Annotated in this window: 10 protein-coding genes and 1 tRNA gene; 6 read left to right on the top strand and 5 right to left on the bottom strand. The window is 40.8% G+C overall.

Annotated features, from left to right (window positions below; all coding sequences use genetic code 11):
* Positions 1-234: 234 nt before the first annotated feature.
* Positions 235-319: transfer RNA gene (locus PSPO_RS06315), tRNA-Tyr, on the top strand.
* Between the two features lie 25 nt (positions 320-344).
* Here the strand turns inward: PSPO_RS06315 and PSPO_RS06310 are convergent.
* Positions 345-1037 (bottom strand): M48 family metallopeptidase, encoded by a 693-nt coding sequence (locus PSPO_RS06310; protein ID WP_010560280.1) that lies wholly within the window; start codon positions 1035-1037, stop codon positions 345-347.
* A 60-nt stretch (positions 1038-1097) separates the two neighbouring features.
* Between PSPO_RS06310 and PSPO_RS06305 the strand changes: the two genes are divergently transcribed.
* Together PSPO_RS06305 and PSPO_RS06300 are read left to right on the top strand one after the other, a co-directional pair.
* A complete protein-coding gene (locus PSPO_RS06305) occupies positions 1098-2744 on the top strand; it encodes a response regulator (protein ID WP_010560281.1) in 1647 nt (548 codons plus the stop codon).
* A 56-nt stretch (positions 2745-2800) separates the two neighbouring features.
* On the top strand, positions 2801-3778 hold the full coding sequence (locus PSPO_RS06300) for a pentapeptide repeat-containing protein (protein WP_010560282.1): 978 nt from the start codon (positions 2801-2803) through the stop codon (positions 3776-3778).
* Between the two features lie 472 nt (positions 3779-4250).
* On the opposite strand, the gene recD is transcribed toward PSPO_RS06300, so the two are convergent.
* From recD to recC, 3 genes are read right to left on the bottom strand one after another with little or no spacing between them, the layout of a single operon-like run.
* Positions 4251-6065: an exodeoxyribonuclease V subunit alpha gene (gene recD / locus PSPO_RS06295; protein WP_010560283.1), complete on the bottom strand. Its 1815-nt coding sequence runs from the start codon at positions 6063-6065 to the stop codon at positions 4251-4253.
* Positions 6058-9627 carry an exodeoxyribonuclease V subunit beta gene (gene recB, locus PSPO_RS06290; RefSeq protein ID WP_010560284.1) on the bottom strand — a complete coding sequence of 1190 codons (3570 nt, stop codon included), beginning with the start codon at positions 9625-9627 and terminating at the stop codon, positions 6058-6060. The genes recD and recB overlap by 8 nt, the downstream gene beginning before the upstream one ends.
* Positions 9614-12895 carry an exodeoxyribonuclease V subunit gamma gene (gene recC, locus PSPO_RS06285; RefSeq protein ID WP_010560285.1) on the bottom strand — a complete coding sequence of 1094 codons (3282 nt, stop codon included), beginning with the start codon at positions 12893-12895 and terminating at the stop codon, positions 9614-9616. Before recC ends, recB begins: the two co-directional genes overlap by 14 nt.
* Before the next feature lie 146 nt (positions 12896-13041).
* On the opposite strand from recC, the gene xthA reads away from it, so the two are divergent.
* From xthA to rlmA, 3 genes are all read left to right on the top strand, one after another.
* Complete coding sequence (xthA, locus tag PSPO_RS06280) at positions 13042-13848, top strand: exodeoxyribonuclease III (RefSeq protein WP_010560286.1); 807 nt, start codon at positions 13042-13044, stop codon at positions 13846-13848.
* A gap of 24 nt (positions 13849-13872) precedes the next feature.
* On the top strand, positions 13873-14520 hold the full coding sequence (locus PSPO_RS06275; RefSeq protein ID WP_010560287.1) for a hypothetical protein: 648 nt from the start codon (positions 13873-13875) through the stop codon (positions 14518-14520).
* Positions 14521-14623: 103 nt separating this feature from the next.
* Entirely contained in the window at positions 14624-15433 is an 810-nt protein-coding gene (gene rlmA / locus PSPO_RS06270) for a 23S rRNA (guanine(745)-N(1))-methyltransferase (protein WP_010560288.1), read from the top strand.
* A gap of 71 nt (positions 15434-15504) precedes the next feature.
* Here the strand turns inward: rlmA and yfbV are convergent, their stop codons facing one another.
* On the bottom strand, positions 15505-15951 hold the full coding sequence (gene yfbV, locus PSPO_RS06265; RefSeq protein WP_010560289.1) for a terminus macrodomain insulation protein YfbV: 447 nt from the start codon (positions 15949-15951) through the stop codon (positions 15505-15507).
* Positions 15952-16077 lie beyond the last annotated feature (126 nt).

The raw sequence follows: 16077 nt of genomic DNA, 5'->3' as shown, positions 1-16077 counted from the left end.
TAATTGAACGTTACTGCCTAACATAAATTATTCTTTTCCAACTAAACAAATTAACTTGTGTCCCTATGTGTCACGAACATCAAATATGAATAACAAAAATGCTTTTGGCGGTTACTTTGAGTGGTTTTGTATGAAATTTAGCAGTTATGATTGCATTTTGAGCGGTTGACCACTTTTTTATAAAAAGTGCTTTACAGTAAGATAAAGCTTCACTAATATTGCGCCTACTTCAGTGGAGGGGTTCCCGAGCGGCCAAAGGGATCAGACTGTAAATCTGACGGCATTGCCTTCGATGGTTCGAATCCGTCCCCCTCCACCACTTTCTTTCTGAAGCTCATCTAAATCTATTCAAGTTTAAATACATCCAATTTATATCCGTTTTCTTTAAGCCAGTGTTCAGCTTTTCGATAATCTGGATAGATACTCTCAACCGTATGCCAAAACCTACGGCTATGATCCATCACTTTTAAATGCGCTACCTCATGTGCAACAACATATTCAATTACCCATAACGGTGCACTTACTAGCTGCAAATTAAATTGTAATCGTCGTCTCGAATCACATGCGCCCCAACGACTGCGCACATGTTTAACACTTACACTGTGAAATGACTCCTTGATTTGCTTTGCCAATCTCTGCGCCTTGGCGCTGCAATAATTAGTAAGTTTATTTTTTGCAAAATCAGCGATTAATGCCAGCTGCTTATCACTTACATTTTTTACTCGTCGCGATGTGTTAATAGACAGTACCCCGTCAACTAATTCAACGTTACTTTTTACCTGCCCTTCTACAAATATTAAATTGATCTCTTCACCTAAAATAGTGAGTGTTTTTTGCGTTAATACCGACGCTACATCAACACGTTTAATCTGCTTTTCTAAGTGCTTATTAATCCAACCTTGTTTTTGCATTAACCATTGTTCAATAAAGTCTTGTTTTAAATGCATAGGGGCATAAACAAACACTTCTTTTGCTTTAATTTTTATAGCGAGTGTTTTACGATTTTTACTACGTTTTAACTGATATTTGATCGACATTATTTTCTATTGTGGTTAACTTGCTATAGTTATAAGAATCTAGCGCTAATCTGTATATAAATGAGTCAAAACAGCGAAAATCCACTCAAAGATAAGTCCATTTTAATTATTGATGACCAGAAATCGTTCCAACAACTGCTTAAAGGTATGTTGATACAACTGGGCGCCAATAATGTCTCATTTTACGATTCCGGCGAAGCCGCGCTTAATAAAATTGACAAAGATTCTGTTGATATTGTGTTTATCGATTATAACCTTGGACAAGGCCGAAATGGTAAACAGTTTTTAGAAGAGCTTAAGTATTTAAACAAATTATCTCGCCACAGTATTTCCATTTTAGTTACAGGGGAAAGTACTCGTTCAGTTGTTTTGTCGGTACTTGAAATTGAGCCTGACGATTATTTAATTAAGCCGTTTTCAAGTGGTATGTTAAAAACACGCTTAAGTAAGCTCTCCAACAAAAAGAAGCTATTTTTTGACGCGAATCAGGCAATCGAAGACGGCCAACTAGAAGCCGCTGTGCAAATTTACTTAAAAATAGCCAAAGATAAGCCGCGTAATGCCCAATTTTGTTATAAACGTGTCTGTCAGATCTACTTTGATTTAGGGCAATACCAAAATGCCTTTGAATTACTTGGTAATATTTTAGCAACAGCACGGCCCACTTGGGCGCTAACTTATATGGCACAAACTTGCATGTTTTTGGCGCAGTACGGCAAAGCGATTCGTATTTGTGACGAATTACTCGGGCAAAACCGCTTTAATATCGATGCCTTAGATATTAAAGCCTTATGTTTAAACCATATTGATCAAGGGAAAGAATCGCTTTTCCTTATCGAGCAAAGTTGCAATATTTCACCGCATTCATTTGCGAGGCAAAAAACCTTCGCTGAAATCGCGCAAGCTAACAACGATCTTGAGGCGCTTATTAAAGCCCACGGCACCCTGCTCGCCATGTCTAAAGGCACCGCATTTGCCCATATTGATTATCAGTTTAACTACATTCGTGCCATGTTCAGCCAACTCCATTTGGCTAACTCAAAAGAAGAAAAAGCTGACCTAAGTAATCAAATTAAAGGGAGTTTGCGTCAAGCACAAAACGACCCTACCGTTACAAAGCAACATGCATTGTTTAAAGAGTTTAATACCTTTTGCGAAGCGCGATTAAGTGTCAGTGAAGGCGACTTTTTAGATGCGAAAAAAATGATAGCGCCTTATATTGCTGAACAATCATTAAGTAGCTCCGTATTGCCTGATTCTGTTATGGCACTATTTGATTTAGGTGAATTTGACGATGCCAACGCGCAGCTTGAAAAATACAAAGGACTGAACGAATGCGATGGGCAAACCCTTAAGCAATTACAAGAGCGTAACGAGTCGCTTGCAAATCATCAGACCGAGTTTGAGCAGCATAATGTCCGTGGCATTGAGCTGTATAAACAAGGCGATTTTCAAAACGCTATTGAGCAATTTGAAATGGCACTTAAATACGCACCTATGAATACGGGGAGCGCACTTAACTTACTGCAAGCCCTATTACAGCTTTTGCCTCGAGCAAATCAAGCAGCCGATGTTATTTTGGAAAAATGTCGCAGTAATTTTCGCTTGGTCGAAGGTATGGCATTGCCGCGTCAACACGCTAAACGACTTGAAGATCTTAAGTTTGAATACAACAAGTTAGCTAAACTTTATTCACAATCAAATTAGCAAAACCTTAGCTAAGTGCTAGGCTTAAAGAATTCAATATCTGATATTTTTGATCTATGAGCAATGCACCAAAATGTAAATATGTATCGCCTGAAAACGAGCAATGTCGTGAGCTTGATATGGGTGGCGGCTATTGTTTTTGGCACGATCAAAAATACGATAAAAGTGGCTTAGCGTTAACAGAAAAATTAGAGCGCTATGCCAAACGCGGCGGCTTATTAAAAGGCTTACAGCTAAAACGAGCTGACCTTACCGGGCTTAACCTAGTCAATCACCACGGTGAAAATTTCGACCTATCGTACAGCAACTTTTATCGCGCAAATATGCAAAACGCGCATCTTTACAATACCTGTATTCGTGATGCGTCACTGATGAAAGCCGATTTACGTGATGCCAATTTACATTGTGCCAAATTAGAGGGAACAAACCTACTTGGCATCAAACTAGTCGGTGCACGTATCGACAATATGAAGTTAGGGCACACCTTATTGCAAGAAAATCTTGCGCGAAAAGCTGAAAAACAAAACGACAGTGACAAAGCATTGGATTATTTTGAACAATCTGAAGAGATCTATCGCGATCTTCGAAATGCCGCAGAGAATCAAGGACTGTTAGAGCTATCAGGCAAATTCAATCACAAAGTACTGATTATGCGCAGGCATCAATATCCCAAATTTTCAAGACATCGCATTGCCTCTAAGTTTTTCGATATCTTGTGCGGCTATGGCGAGCGCCCTGTAAACGTTATTTTCTTTTCGATGATGCTGATTCTGCTTTGCGCTCTAGGTTACTTTACGTTTGGCGTAAGTTTTAATGGTGACACAATTCAGTTCAGTTCAACGCAAAACACGCAAGAAAATTTAATGGCGCTGGTTAACAGCCTTTACTTTAGTGTAGTGACCTTTACAACCTTAGGATACGGTGACATAACGCCCCTTGGCTATTCCCGATTTATCGCCGCTGTCGAAGCTTTTTGCGGTAGCTTCTCTCTAGCCCTGTTCGTGGTAGTTTTCGTTAAGAAAATGACGCGTTAGCGTGAACACCCTTAACGAAAACTCAAACCATTAACTCGAGTATTAACGTCATATTCGTTTTGCTAATTAATGTTGCCAATAATAAACAACATCATGAATACCATTGAAAGTAATCGAAAAAAGAACAACTGCCCTTTTAAACTGCGTACCTGTTTAGACGTTTTAAAAACTTTCAACTCTAATGCTTTACAATATTCACGACTAATCATAATAGAACCCTCATAGTAGTATCGGTGTTATACCAACATACCTGTTTGGCACACTTAGTTAAACTATGCATAATCGTTACCAAGTTTTAATATGCCTTCGCGTTCCTTTTTAACCTCGCTCCTAACTTGCTATCGACCTATCAGATAAAACTTTAAACGATATTTGCCGCTAACCTTGCTGTTAGCGACTTACTTTCAAAAAAGTAGGTCATAAGTCGCCAGTTCAAGTTAAACCCTAGTTATCTTTTGTGCGCTTTTTCTATCTAGCGTTCATTACGTTGAAAACGCGCATACAGACCTGAGTATCGCGATACTGTGCGTGCCATGGCGCGCTCTAAGCCTCCCGCTAACGATACCAATTCAAACGATTCTTTCGCACGCGTAATGCCTGTGTATACCAACTGTCGATTGAGTACCGGTGAATTAACTGGTAGTAACATAGCAACATGTTTAAATTCAGAGCCTTGCGATTTATGAATTGTCATTGCATAAACAGTATCAAATTGCGGTAAACGGGTTGTTGAAATCACGCGTTCAGCACCTTGATCGTCAATAAAGCTCGCCATCAATCGACCGTTTTCGTCTTCGATGATAATGCCAATATCACCGTTAAATAAATTAAGCTGGTAATTGTTTTCGCTGATCATAATTGGCATACCAATATAAAAATTACCAGTGCGTTTAATTAACTGCTGCTGGCCAAGCTGTTTCTCAATTTTCATATTGAGTTCGTTGGTACCATACGGCCCAACACGCGTTGCACACAGGACTTGGTAGTTTGCGAACGCTAAATGAATGTCGCGAATGCTGTCGCCATTGCGTATTGCTGCAAGATAAACACTGTAGCGCTCGGCTGCACGGTCAATAAATCCCTTAAAATCAGTCTCAAGCGAGCTAAACATCAAATCTGCACTGTTTGAGTGATATACCTCATTCAGGGCATTCAAATCATTGCTATTAACCGCTTTTGCTAATCGCCCTATGCCGCTGTCGGTTTTAAAACGGTGGCTAACTTGCAAATAAGCAAGGTTATCGTTGAGCTCATACAAGGTTGGTTTTGCCGCATTCATTGGCATATTAAGTAGCTGCGCAAGGGCTTTTGCCGTCTCTGGTGTGTAATTATGATCGACACCTAACGTTAACGGGCGACATAAATCTGACAGTACATTACCCGTATCAACCGACGATAATTGGTCTTTGTCACCTAATAAAATAACTCGCGCATGACTTGGTAATGCATCAAATAGTTTAGCTAACATGGCTAAATCAACCATCGAGGCTTCATCTAAAATCACTAAGTCCACGTCGAGCGGGTTTTGTCGATTGTGGCGAAACTTGTTAGATAAATGGATCACCCCCAACAAACGGTGCAAGGTTTGCGCTGTGTCTGGAATATGCTTTGCAATTTGCGAATCAATATTCAAGTGTTGCTTTGCACCTGCAATCGATTCACTCAGTCTCGCCGCGGCTTTGCCTGTTGGCGCAACAAGTTGCACTTTTAGTGGTACCTTGCTGTAGAGCGATTGTAGAATTGCCAACAATTTAGTTACTGTGGTGGTTTTACCTGTACCCGGTCCACCAGAAATAATACAAAAACGTTTTAAGCAGGCTACGGCGCAGGCCACTTTTTGCCAGTCAAGGGCCTCTGAGTCTTTAAAATAATGCGACAGCAAATTACCCAACTCAGTTAAATCGAGGGTAGTAGAAAGTGCATTTCTTGCCTTTACCGCCTCTACAAACTCACGCTCATAATCATCATAGCGAGCAAAATACAGGTGTTTTGCAAACAAACGAAGTGGCTGTTGCTCCCCTACGCTGTGGTGTACCTGCAAAAGTGCACAAAAGTCATCATCAGTTGTAAATGGCGACTGCTTTTTACCATATTCAGTGAGAGCAAGATTAAACGGGTCGTCTTTATCAATGCTTTCAAGCGGTAAACATGAGTGCTGAGAGCGCACCGCACGGCTTAATAACAGTACTAGGTAAAATATTTTAGAATCGATATCTGGTACTAATATGCTCGCCAGATTAAGGTCAAACTGATCGATTTTGTCATATTCAATAAGTAGTTCACGCATTGAATGTCCCCTTATCAAATAAGCTATCTAATGCAAGCACTTGCTCAACATCGGGTGCTTTGTAATACACGCCATTACCCGTTGGCATACCGCGCATAAATAAGTAAAGGCTGCCCCCTAAATGGGTGTGAATGTCGTAATTAGCAATGCGTTGTTTTAACAAACGGTGTAACGCTACCGTGTAGAGTAAGTATTGCAAATGGTAGTGATGTGAACTCATCACAGTTTCCATATTGTCTTGATTATAATCTTCGCCGCTATCGCCTAAATAATTCGACTTATAATCGAGCACAAAGTAACGGCCATCAAAACAAAAGATTAAATCGATAAAACCTTTCAGCATGCCGCTTATGGTAGCGCTTGTAAGCGGTGTAAAATGGTCGCGACTCTGTACTAACAAAATATCGTTAAGTTTGCGGGTCACTAATTCGTTTACTGGCAGCATAAACTCCATTTCGATTAGGCACTGCGTCATATCTAACTGTTCCATTGATATGGCAAGTGGCGCTAGTGGCTTAGCTAATAACTGTTTAATCCAGTTTTCAACAACCTCCTTCCAACCATCATCTATTTGATATGCGAGTAACTGCTTTTCCACAACATCTGCAAGCGGTTCTTTTTGCTCGAAAACTGGCTGTTCAGCAGCGTTAAAATCAATCTCTTCCATAATGGCGTGTAAGCAACTACCGGCATTGGCGCCTTTTGGAAAGCTAAACTCATTTTGTACGATTGCAGTAGTGCTCTCTTGCCAATCGAGTAAATGCATTTCATCATTAGCACCTTGCTTGTAATCAAACGAGCTGCTATCGCCATGAGACGACTTAGTTAATGATGAAAAACTCGAAAGTCGCCATTTATTTGGTACGCTTTTCGTTTTTTGTTTAACCAATAATTGATCAAACGTGTTGGCTGCTTGAGGTAACACTACCGGCGATTCTGGTGCACTATAAAGTGACGCGCTTAAACCACTATGGCTATCGCAAAATCCGCGCAATTGGCTATACCAGTCATGCCCCGTATCAATATCATCTTTATCAAGTAACAAATGCCCTAAAGGCGTTTTTGCAATACCTGGGGTTTTACTGCGGCCATCTTTACAGTTGTATAAGCCCACCACTAAATAATGTACCGCGCGCGTTAGCGCAACATATAAAAGGCGTAAGTCCTCAGCAAGACTTTCTTTACTTGCCAGCGCTTTCGCGTCATCGTCAGGCGCTAAATCATAAATAAGTGTGCCATCGTCTTTATGATAAACCGCATCGTTATTTTCTCTAAAGCTTGCAACAAACGGCATATACACAACAGGGTATTCCAGCCCTTTTGAGCCGTGCATGGTTACAATGTTCACCAGTTGTTGATCGGTTTCTAGACGCAGTTGCGAACCTTCTGCCGCGAATTTAGTAATTTGATCATAAAGCCAATGCAGTAAACGATGATAACTGTTCAGCGCCAGCTGTTTTTGCTGTAATAATTCACCTAAATGCCGAATATCCGTTAGCAAGCGTGGTACATCCCAGCCTTTTTGCTGCCAACGACTCGGAAGCGCATTTAATTCGACTAATGATTCGATCACCGCCATTACGCCTTTTTGCTGTAATAACAATTTTAGCTCGGCAAAGTGTTCTAAGGTTTCTTCCCATGCATTGGTATTTTGCGTTAATGCATGCACTTGTGAATAATTTAGCGCAAACAGCGGTCCCACTAAAACGCCGCGAAAAATCGCTTCATTGTAGGGGGTAATAAGCGCAGAAAGAAAAGTCAATAAGTGACTCGCGAGTGGCGTTTCAAACACACTATCGCGCGATAAAAACACACTGGCAACGCCACATTTATAAAGGGCGCTTTTAATTGAATTTGCTTGGTTGCGATCCCTGACGAGTACCGCAATATCGCTTGCCTTTAACGCGTCACCTTCCAATTTGGCACGTCCCGCTGCGGCATCAATTAATAGTTCGGCAATTTGCGAGGCGCAAATGTTAGCAAGGTGATTATCCCCTTGTCCTTTAGCCACGGTGTCATCGAGTTCATCGAATACACAAAAATGAATACCCGACTTACTTTCTTCATTAACAAATAATCCCAACTCGCTGCTTTTACCAAACGCCTTTACTTTGCTAAATGGAATGTCTTTATTAAAAATAAAACTATCGTCTTTGTTAGCGAAAATACTGTTTACACCATCAACAATTTGCTGCGAAGAACGATAGTTAGTATCCAGTGTGTAATGACTTTCTAACGGTACTTGGCGCTTGGCGTCAATGTAGGTAAAAATATCAGCGCCACGAAATCCATAAATAGCTTGCTTAGGATCGCCAATCATAATCAATGCGTTGTCGTTATGTGATACGCTGTTATTGTTTAAATAAATATTGGCAAATATACCGTATTGAATAGGATCGGTATCTTGGAATTCATCGATTAGTGCAACCGGGTACTGGCTTAAAATTGCATTCGCCAGCTCACCACTTGTGTTAGTTTCAAGCGCTAAACTTAAATTTTGTAATAAATCATCCGGATTAATCAGCTGATGCTTTTGTTTTTCACTGAGTAACCAATCAACAAGGTAGTGATACGCACTAATTAAAATCGACACTGGCAATGCTGCTTCGGCCTGTGCTTTTAGCGTTGCCGCTTCATCAAATAAGGTTGCAAGTTGATGGCTAACCGGTGTTTTATCTTTTAAATAATTGCCTTTATCCGCAAATGCTTGCTCACCCCAGATTTCAAACGAACGTTTTGATGCGCCTTCAAAAATGACCTCATCACTTTGGCAATAGGCGTTTAATAATGCTAAGTTTTTACTGCTCGCAATGGGCTTTGATTTTTTAAACGGCGTGTTTTCAATAAAGCCGATAAATTCTTGCGCTAAGATCTGCTGTTTAAGCGTACTTGTAGTCTCATAAAGGGCATTTTGTAACGAAAGCGCTTGCTCAAAGGTATAATGCGGCGTAATTTCAACGCCTGTACGGCTCAATAATCCAAATAAATTTTTAAGTAATACATCCGGTGATGCAAAACAGCTGGTTACCGCCGCGTAGCTCTGCTTTTCAAGTGGAAAAACAAATTGACGCCAAAAATCTTTAATCGCGGTCTCAAGCAATTCACTCTGATCCATAATAAATTGCAAATTAAACGCCATTCCTGATTCAAACGCATGTTGTTTAAGCATACGTTGACAAAAACCATGAATCGTAAAAATGGCGGCATCATCGAGCGATTTAACTGCACTGTCGATTTGATAAAACGCACTGTGGCTATCATCTATTTGGCTTACTAACTCGTTAACTACCTGATCATTGGTTTCTTTACCCAGCAGTGTGTCACGCAAGGTAATTAAACGCTGCCTTACCCTGTCTTTAATTTCCGCGGTGGCCGCTTCGGTAAACGTTACAACTAAAATCTGTTCAATACTGAGCGGCGTTGTACGTTTGCCCTCTTGAGTAAAGCCAAGTAGTAACCGTAAATATAGTGCTGTGATGGTATACGTTTTACCGGTACCCGCGCTTGCCTCAATTAAGTTTGCGCCGCACAGCGGCATCGCCATAGGTTTAAGATTTTGCATATTTATGCTCCGTAATAATGGCGTCTATCGGTGCAAGATAGGTTTCGGTTAATTCAATAAACTCTTCAGCGACACTTTCTAGGGAGGTAAAATCAAGCGCAATATACGGATCGCTCAATTCGTTTTGACCAACAAACGAGGCACCTGAAAACGTGTTTTCGGCCGCGGCAAAATCGCGTTTTTGCAAATAGCTAAATCCAGTCGTCGCAAACAGTGGCAACGGTCGAGTAAACATACAGAGATATAGCTCACCCCATTTTTCAAGCTGACTTAATGCCTCGTCTTGGTTCAGTTGCTGGTATTCAATATAGCCATCAAGAGATAAAAACACGGTGCTGTTTACATCACCACTGGCTGAGCCCGCAAGGTGATATAAATACCCGGCAATTTTATCTTTTGCTTTTAATTTAGCTGTTGGGCGATACAAATATTGCGTCGCCAACGATACAGGTTTTAATGCCCCACTTATTCTCAACATTGATAGTGACAAATCAACACGTGTTGACTCAATGGGTGTTTCATCACCTGTAATAATCTGATGGCGCTTTAACTCCATCAACAAAGGCTCTACAGTATTCACCATGTTATCGAACGCGAGTTCGGCACCCGCACCTTGCGGTAAATCGCCCCTTGCAATAATTGCCGCTAAATTAGGGGCATTACTGAGATAATCGCGCTCGATAATTTCTTGCAAATAGCGATAACGCGTTAAACCGTCTAAGGCAAAGGTTTCGTCATCTTGATTATTAAATTGATAGTCACCTAATCGTGCACCAATGGTGGAGCGGTAAAACGATTGCTGTGGTGCAAGTAATTGCTGAATAAACAGCGCTAAATCAACTTGCGTGTCGATATCTGCAACTAACGGTTCGTTTTGACCCGTTGCAGGCGTTTGTTTTGGTAACCAAATCGGGTTATAGCTTTGCAGGTGCGATTGTTGATAATACGCAGGATTAAACGGCTGCAAGTAGTGTCTAACCGTTAACGATTCAATTAGTCTATCTTTACCGTGCTCAAACACTCGGGATAAATAGTCTGTTAATTCACTGACTAAAACACTCGGTAAACGCTCCGAATTATCCACACACGAATTACCGATATAGCTTAGATACAGATGTTCACGGGCACTTAAAATTGCTTCTAAAAACAAGTAACGGTCGTCCATTTTACGTGAACGGTCACCTTTTTGTGGTTTGCTGTGCTGAAGTAAATCAAATCCCAGTGGCTGCACAGTGCGCGGATAATCACCATCATTCAAGCCTAAAATACACACCACTTTAAAGGGCACTGCACGCATAGGCATTAAAGTACAAAAGTTTACCTGGCCCATAAAAAAGCGCTGGCCAACCCCTTTTTGCATCAGTTGCTGCTTGAGAATATGCACCATTAGCACTTGTGATACCGCGCCAGTATGATCATTGTTTTCAAAGTGCTGCAAAACGTGTTCGAGTGCTTTTTGTACAAAGCCTAAATCGTTATTTTGGCTTATATCACTTGCGTAAAAGCGCATTGTAAGTTGTTGCAACTGCTTTACTTTATCAGCTAAGTTGCCACTGGCTTTTAACTCTTTTTGCGTTTGTTCAAGTGCATCAAAAAAACGAATTAATTTAGCCAGCGTTTCAACTGCCATGCCTTCAACTTGATCGGCGGCAAATAACTGGTTAAATTCGGTGTTTTCGTCTTTGCTGGCAAACCCCAGTATTAAGCGCGATAACCCCTGTCGCCAACTGTTAATGGCAATTTTAGGTTGGTTAAATTCGCCCTTATGTTCGCCATCAATGCCCCAGCGAATATTAACCTGCTCTAACCAATAACCAATTTGATTGAGTTCTTCGCTCGAAATTTCAAACTTTGTTGAGATTTCGTCAACTTGTAATAAGTCCAAAATATCAGATACATAAAAACGGCACGCGCCTAAATCAGCAAGTTTAATAAAGCTGTTTACGATTGGTTTTTCTTGCTCAACACCTAAGTCAGAAATCGCAAATGGAATGTAACGGTTGTCTTTTGCACTGCCAAATACCGCCTCAATATATGGGCTGTACTGTCCCGAATCAGGCATCATCACAATAATATCGCGCGGTGATAAGCTATCGTCAGCACTAAATAAGTTCAACAAATGGTCGTGCAGCGCTTCTACTTCTCTAAGTGCATTATGGCAGCGCGCAAACTGAAACGACGAATAGCCTTTGTTTTCACTATAAGTTAACTTGCCCTCATCTGATACAAACCAAGTTGGGTCACTAGCAAGCGGCATGCCTTTAAACGCTAATTCAAAAATTTCCTGTTGTAATTGACCCAGTAAATTCTCATCAAACGCTTCAATAAATATATCAGTCCACTGTGCATCTAATTCCACCAGCTGCTCTAAATATTCGCGCCCTAGTTTACCCCATGATGCCAAAAGTGGATTACCTACAATGTAATAGTCCTCGCCTTCGGCATCAATATTTGGTTTAACGTCATAATTGGCAATAATTTTCGCTTTGGTTTTTTCATCAACCACATCGCCCCAGTAGTGTTTACTTGGGTTACATAAATAAATGTACACATCAATATGCTTGGCTAATGCCTGAAACACTTCAAGTTGCTGACTGGGAATGGCAGACAAGCCAAATATGTATAAATTTTGATGAGATAAATTAATTGCATTTTGGTTTAGAGATGCAATTAAATCTTGATGCAGATTCGCACGGTGATATGGGTTTTGTCCAAGTGTTTTCGTATGCTCAACTAGTTTTCGCCATAATATGGGCTGCCACGGTGCAATTGATATATCGACATCGGCAAGTTCGTCATCGCCCTGCTGCCAGCTCTCTAACCAGACTGGTCGATACATTAAATATTGGTCAAAGGCATCGGCAATTTTTTCGCACAAACTAAATAATCGCGTATCGTTATCGAGCGCTGTTTGCGTATCCACCAAGTACTGTTTTAACAGTGCAAATTCCGCTTGTTCTAAACAATTAGGTAAAATATTAAATAGCTTCCACGCCATATTATTTTTGTTAAATGACGATTCTTGTGGCACATCTGACAACAAGCTTTGATATAAACGCCAAATATAACTTGAAGGCAACACATAATCGATTTGCCCAGTGACACCATGCTGCTCGGCAATCAACACTTTTAGCCACTGCGCCATACCGGGTGATTGCACCAATACTTGTTCTTTATTAAAAATGCTCGGATTGGGGCTGTGCATCAGCGACTGAGATAAGTGAAGCTGAAGCGCTTCCATACGGTTTGATTGAATAATATGCAGCATTTTAAGAACAAACTAACTAATTGGTTTACCTTATATTAATTTAAATAAAAGCGGCTGACTATGAAAGAGTAAAAAGCTAACGTGACACGCTTGTTTTTTGTTAGACTAGTGCACACTAATCTCAGATGTGGATAACAAGGTGAACAATGAAAGTTATCAGTTTTAATATAAACGGCTTACGTGCTCGTTTGCATCAACTACAAGCGGTTATCGACAAGCATCAGCCTGACGTAATTGGCCTTCAAGAAATTAAAGTACATGATGAAGCTTTCCCTATCGAAGATGTTGAAGCGATGGGATATCACGTTGCATTTCATGGTCAAAAAGCGCATTACGGCGTGGCGGTTCTTACTAAACAAGCGCCAATCGCAATTGAAAAAGGCTTTCCGACCGATACTGAAGAATCGCAAAAACGCATGATTATTGCGACAGTAGCAGATAAAAACGGTAATCCGGTTAAAATTTTAAACGGCTACTTCCCGCAGGGTGACAACATTGCCCACGAAACTAAATTCCCATACAAACGTCAGTTCTATCTCGATTTAATGACTTATTTAGCAAGTCATGATCCTGAAGAGCAAATTATCGTAATGGGTGATATTAATATTTCACCTCTCGATTTAGATATCGGTATTGGTGAGCCTAATCGTAAACGCTGGCTAAAAACTGGTAAATGTTCATTCCAACCAGAAGAACGCGAATGGCTTGCTCGCCTGCTCGATTGGGGATTTGTTGATACCTTCAGAGCATTAACGCCAGACGCCACAGAAAAGTACTCGTGGTTTGACTACCGTTCTAAAGGGTTTGATGATAACCGCGGTCTGCGTATTGATGTTGTACTAGCAACCAAAGCGCTTGCAGCAAAGTGCATCGAATCAGATATTGATTACGAGCTGCGCGGCATTGAAAAGCCATCAGATCACGCGCCAATTTGGGCAACATTTGATATTTAACCGAGTCAATTGGTAGGTAACCCTGTGCAATTTGATTTAGCTGAATTAACCTGTTTGTTGTTATTTGCAATTGCAGTGATTAAATCACTGAATGCGCCCACGCGTCATATTCTATTATCAAATCAAGTTGTGCAGCGAAGCGTGCTCGCCATCAGCCTAATGTTAGTTGGCTTTTGGTCACTCAAGGCTGGGCTTTATCTCGGTCTTGATATTCACGTTTTAGCGCTGACCGGTGTAACGTTAACGCTTGGTCCTCGCCTTGCAATTCTCACTGCAGCGCTTAGCCATAGTTTACAGTTAGGTCTTGGTTTAGTGCCGTTTGAACAAATTGGCAGCTATGCCCTGTTTACCTCGCTTTTGCCTATTTTGTTTAGCTACGCACTGTTTTTATTGTGCTACCAATACATTACCCGCCATTTATTTGTTTATATCTTTGTTAATAGCTTTTTAGGCGCTGGCCTTACCGCCGTGTTTCATATTGGCTTAATGACAGGCTATCATTATTTTTCTGGCCACTATGATTGGCAAACATTACTTGATAATTACACGTTTTTAGCAAGCCTCATCTGGTTTCCAGAAGCCACCATCAACGGCATGGCAATGACGGTGTTAATTATTTATCGCCCTCATTGGGTAAGAACCTTTTACGACAACGAGTATTTAGCGCGCTAAACCACATATTTTGAAAGAGCCGAGTTTATGGTGCACTAATCTCGTATCTGCTGGTGGTTTAAGGTTATAATCATGCGATTATTTATCGTGTAACCAGATTTAAATGTCTCAACTTTATTTTTGCCCTATGTGCCAGACGCCACTTGCCGATGACACACATCGTTTAATTTGCGCCAATAACCACAGTTTTGATAAAGCCAAAGAAGGTTATATCAACCTGCTGCCCGTGCAAAACAAAAAAAGTAAAGATCCGGGCGATAACAAAGAAATGGTTATGGCACGACGCGCGTTTTTAGCCCGTGGTCACTATAATTTTTTACGCGATGCGATTTGCCAACAGATTGAAGCACTGGAGAACAACAGCACGTTGCTAGATGTTGGTTGTGGCGAAGGTTTTTATACCCACAAATTTGATGAATGTGAGAATGTCGCAACGACTTACGGGCTCGACATTTCAAAACCTGCGGTTAAATATGCTGCTAAGCGCTTTAAAAATTGCCATTTTAGTGTTGCTTCATCGTCGAATGCACCATTTAACGATGCAGCGTTTGATATTGTAACCAGTGTATTTTCACCACTGTTTAGCGATGAATTAAATCGTCTTGTAAACGACAACGGTGCGCTAATTGTTGCAAGCCCAGGTGATAACCACTTAACTGAGTTAAAATCGATTATTTATAACGAAGTAAGACCACATCAACCAGTTGAAGCGCCAACAGGCTTTAGCCTGCAAAGCCATACGTTACATACCGAAGTAGTTAGTTTAGAGCTCGATGCGTTAACCGAATTAATTAAAATGACACCATTTGCGTGGAAATTCCGCCCGGAGCATTGGCACTCTCTCAGCGAGAAAACACCTTTTACAGTGACTTTGTCGTTTTATGTAAGTGTGTTTAACAAAGGCAATGCTTAATCTTACAAGGCATTTCTCGAAAGCAAAAAGTGTCAGCTAAAGCCCTGACACTTTTTGTTTTCACAGGATATTCAAAAAAGATCGCGTTTAAACGCATTATCCATTTTTTCGTACACCTCTTTAAGCAGATATGCCAAATCGCCGTAACGCGGTTTGGTAATTGATACTGGCGGCTCGACCCCGTGCTCAGTCATTTTGCCGTAAACCTCGCGAAACCACACCGCTTCTTGGGGCGGTAGCAACGTATTGGCACGCTTACCTAACCAATACAAACCTTGCACTGGCATTGACAACAAAAATAAAGAAAAGGTTAACGCTTGCGGTAAATATTCAAGACTTAAAAAGTTTACCTGCACAAACACACTTAACACCGCAAGCAAAGGCACAACTTTAATGGCAAGCTTAGTTGCCTTTATGACACGAAACTCCAAAAATACAGCGCCTAATTTAGGCTCCAACGGCCATGTTTTGCTGTAATGATGCCCATCAGAAATTTGCGCTAACATCGATTTTTGCATTACCACCTCGAAATTGCATTGAGTTTCTAGAATTACCTAACGAAAAAGTAAATTTTAGGGTAAAATTGCAACTAATAAAGTCAAGTATACCATAGTCTGAAATGACTGCCGAAAAATCTATTTAAG

The sequence above is a fragment of the Pseudoalteromonas spongiae UST010723-006 genome (assembly GCF_000238255.3).
Taxonomy (GTDB): Bacteria; Pseudomonadota; Gammaproteobacteria; order Enterobacterales; family Alteromonadaceae; genus Pseudoalteromonas; species Pseudoalteromonas spongiae.
Note: the sequence above shows the minus strand (reverse complement) of the source record. Positions and strands in the feature narration are given on the sequence as shown.

Coding starts and splice junctions, on each gene's coding strand:
- rlmA (WP_010560288.1), top strand. CDS start 14,624: ATGTCTCAACTTTATTTTTGCCCTATGTGCCAGACGCCACTTGCCGAT.
- recD (WP_010560283.1), bottom strand. CDS start 6,065: ATGCGTGAACTACTTATTGAATATGACAAAATCGATCAGTTTGACCTT.
- PSPO_RS06305 (WP_010560281.1), top strand. CDS start 1,098: ATGAGTCAAAACAGCGAAAATCCACTCAAAGATAAGTCCATTTTAATT.
- PSPO_RS06310 (WP_010560280.1), bottom strand. CDS start 1,037: ATGTCGATCAAATATCAGTTAAAACGTAGTAAAAATCGTAAAACACTC.
- xthA (WP_010560286.1), top strand. CDS start 13,042: ATGAAAGTTATCAGTTTTAATATAAACGGCTTACGTGCTCGTTTGCAT.
- yfbV (WP_010560289.1), bottom strand. CDS start 15,951: ATGCAAAAATCGATGTTAGCGCAAATTTCTGATGGGCATCATTACAGC.
- PSPO_RS06300 (WP_010560282.1), top strand. CDS start 2,801: ATGAGCAATGCACCAAAATGTAAATATGTATCGCCTGAAAACGAGCAA.
- recB (WP_010560284.1), bottom strand. CDS start 9,627: ATGCAAAATCTTAAACCTATGGCGATGCCGCTGTGCGGCGCAAACTTA.
- recC (WP_010560285.1), bottom strand. CDS start 12,895: ATGCTGCATATTATTCAATCAAACCGTATGGAAGCGCTTCAGCTTCAC.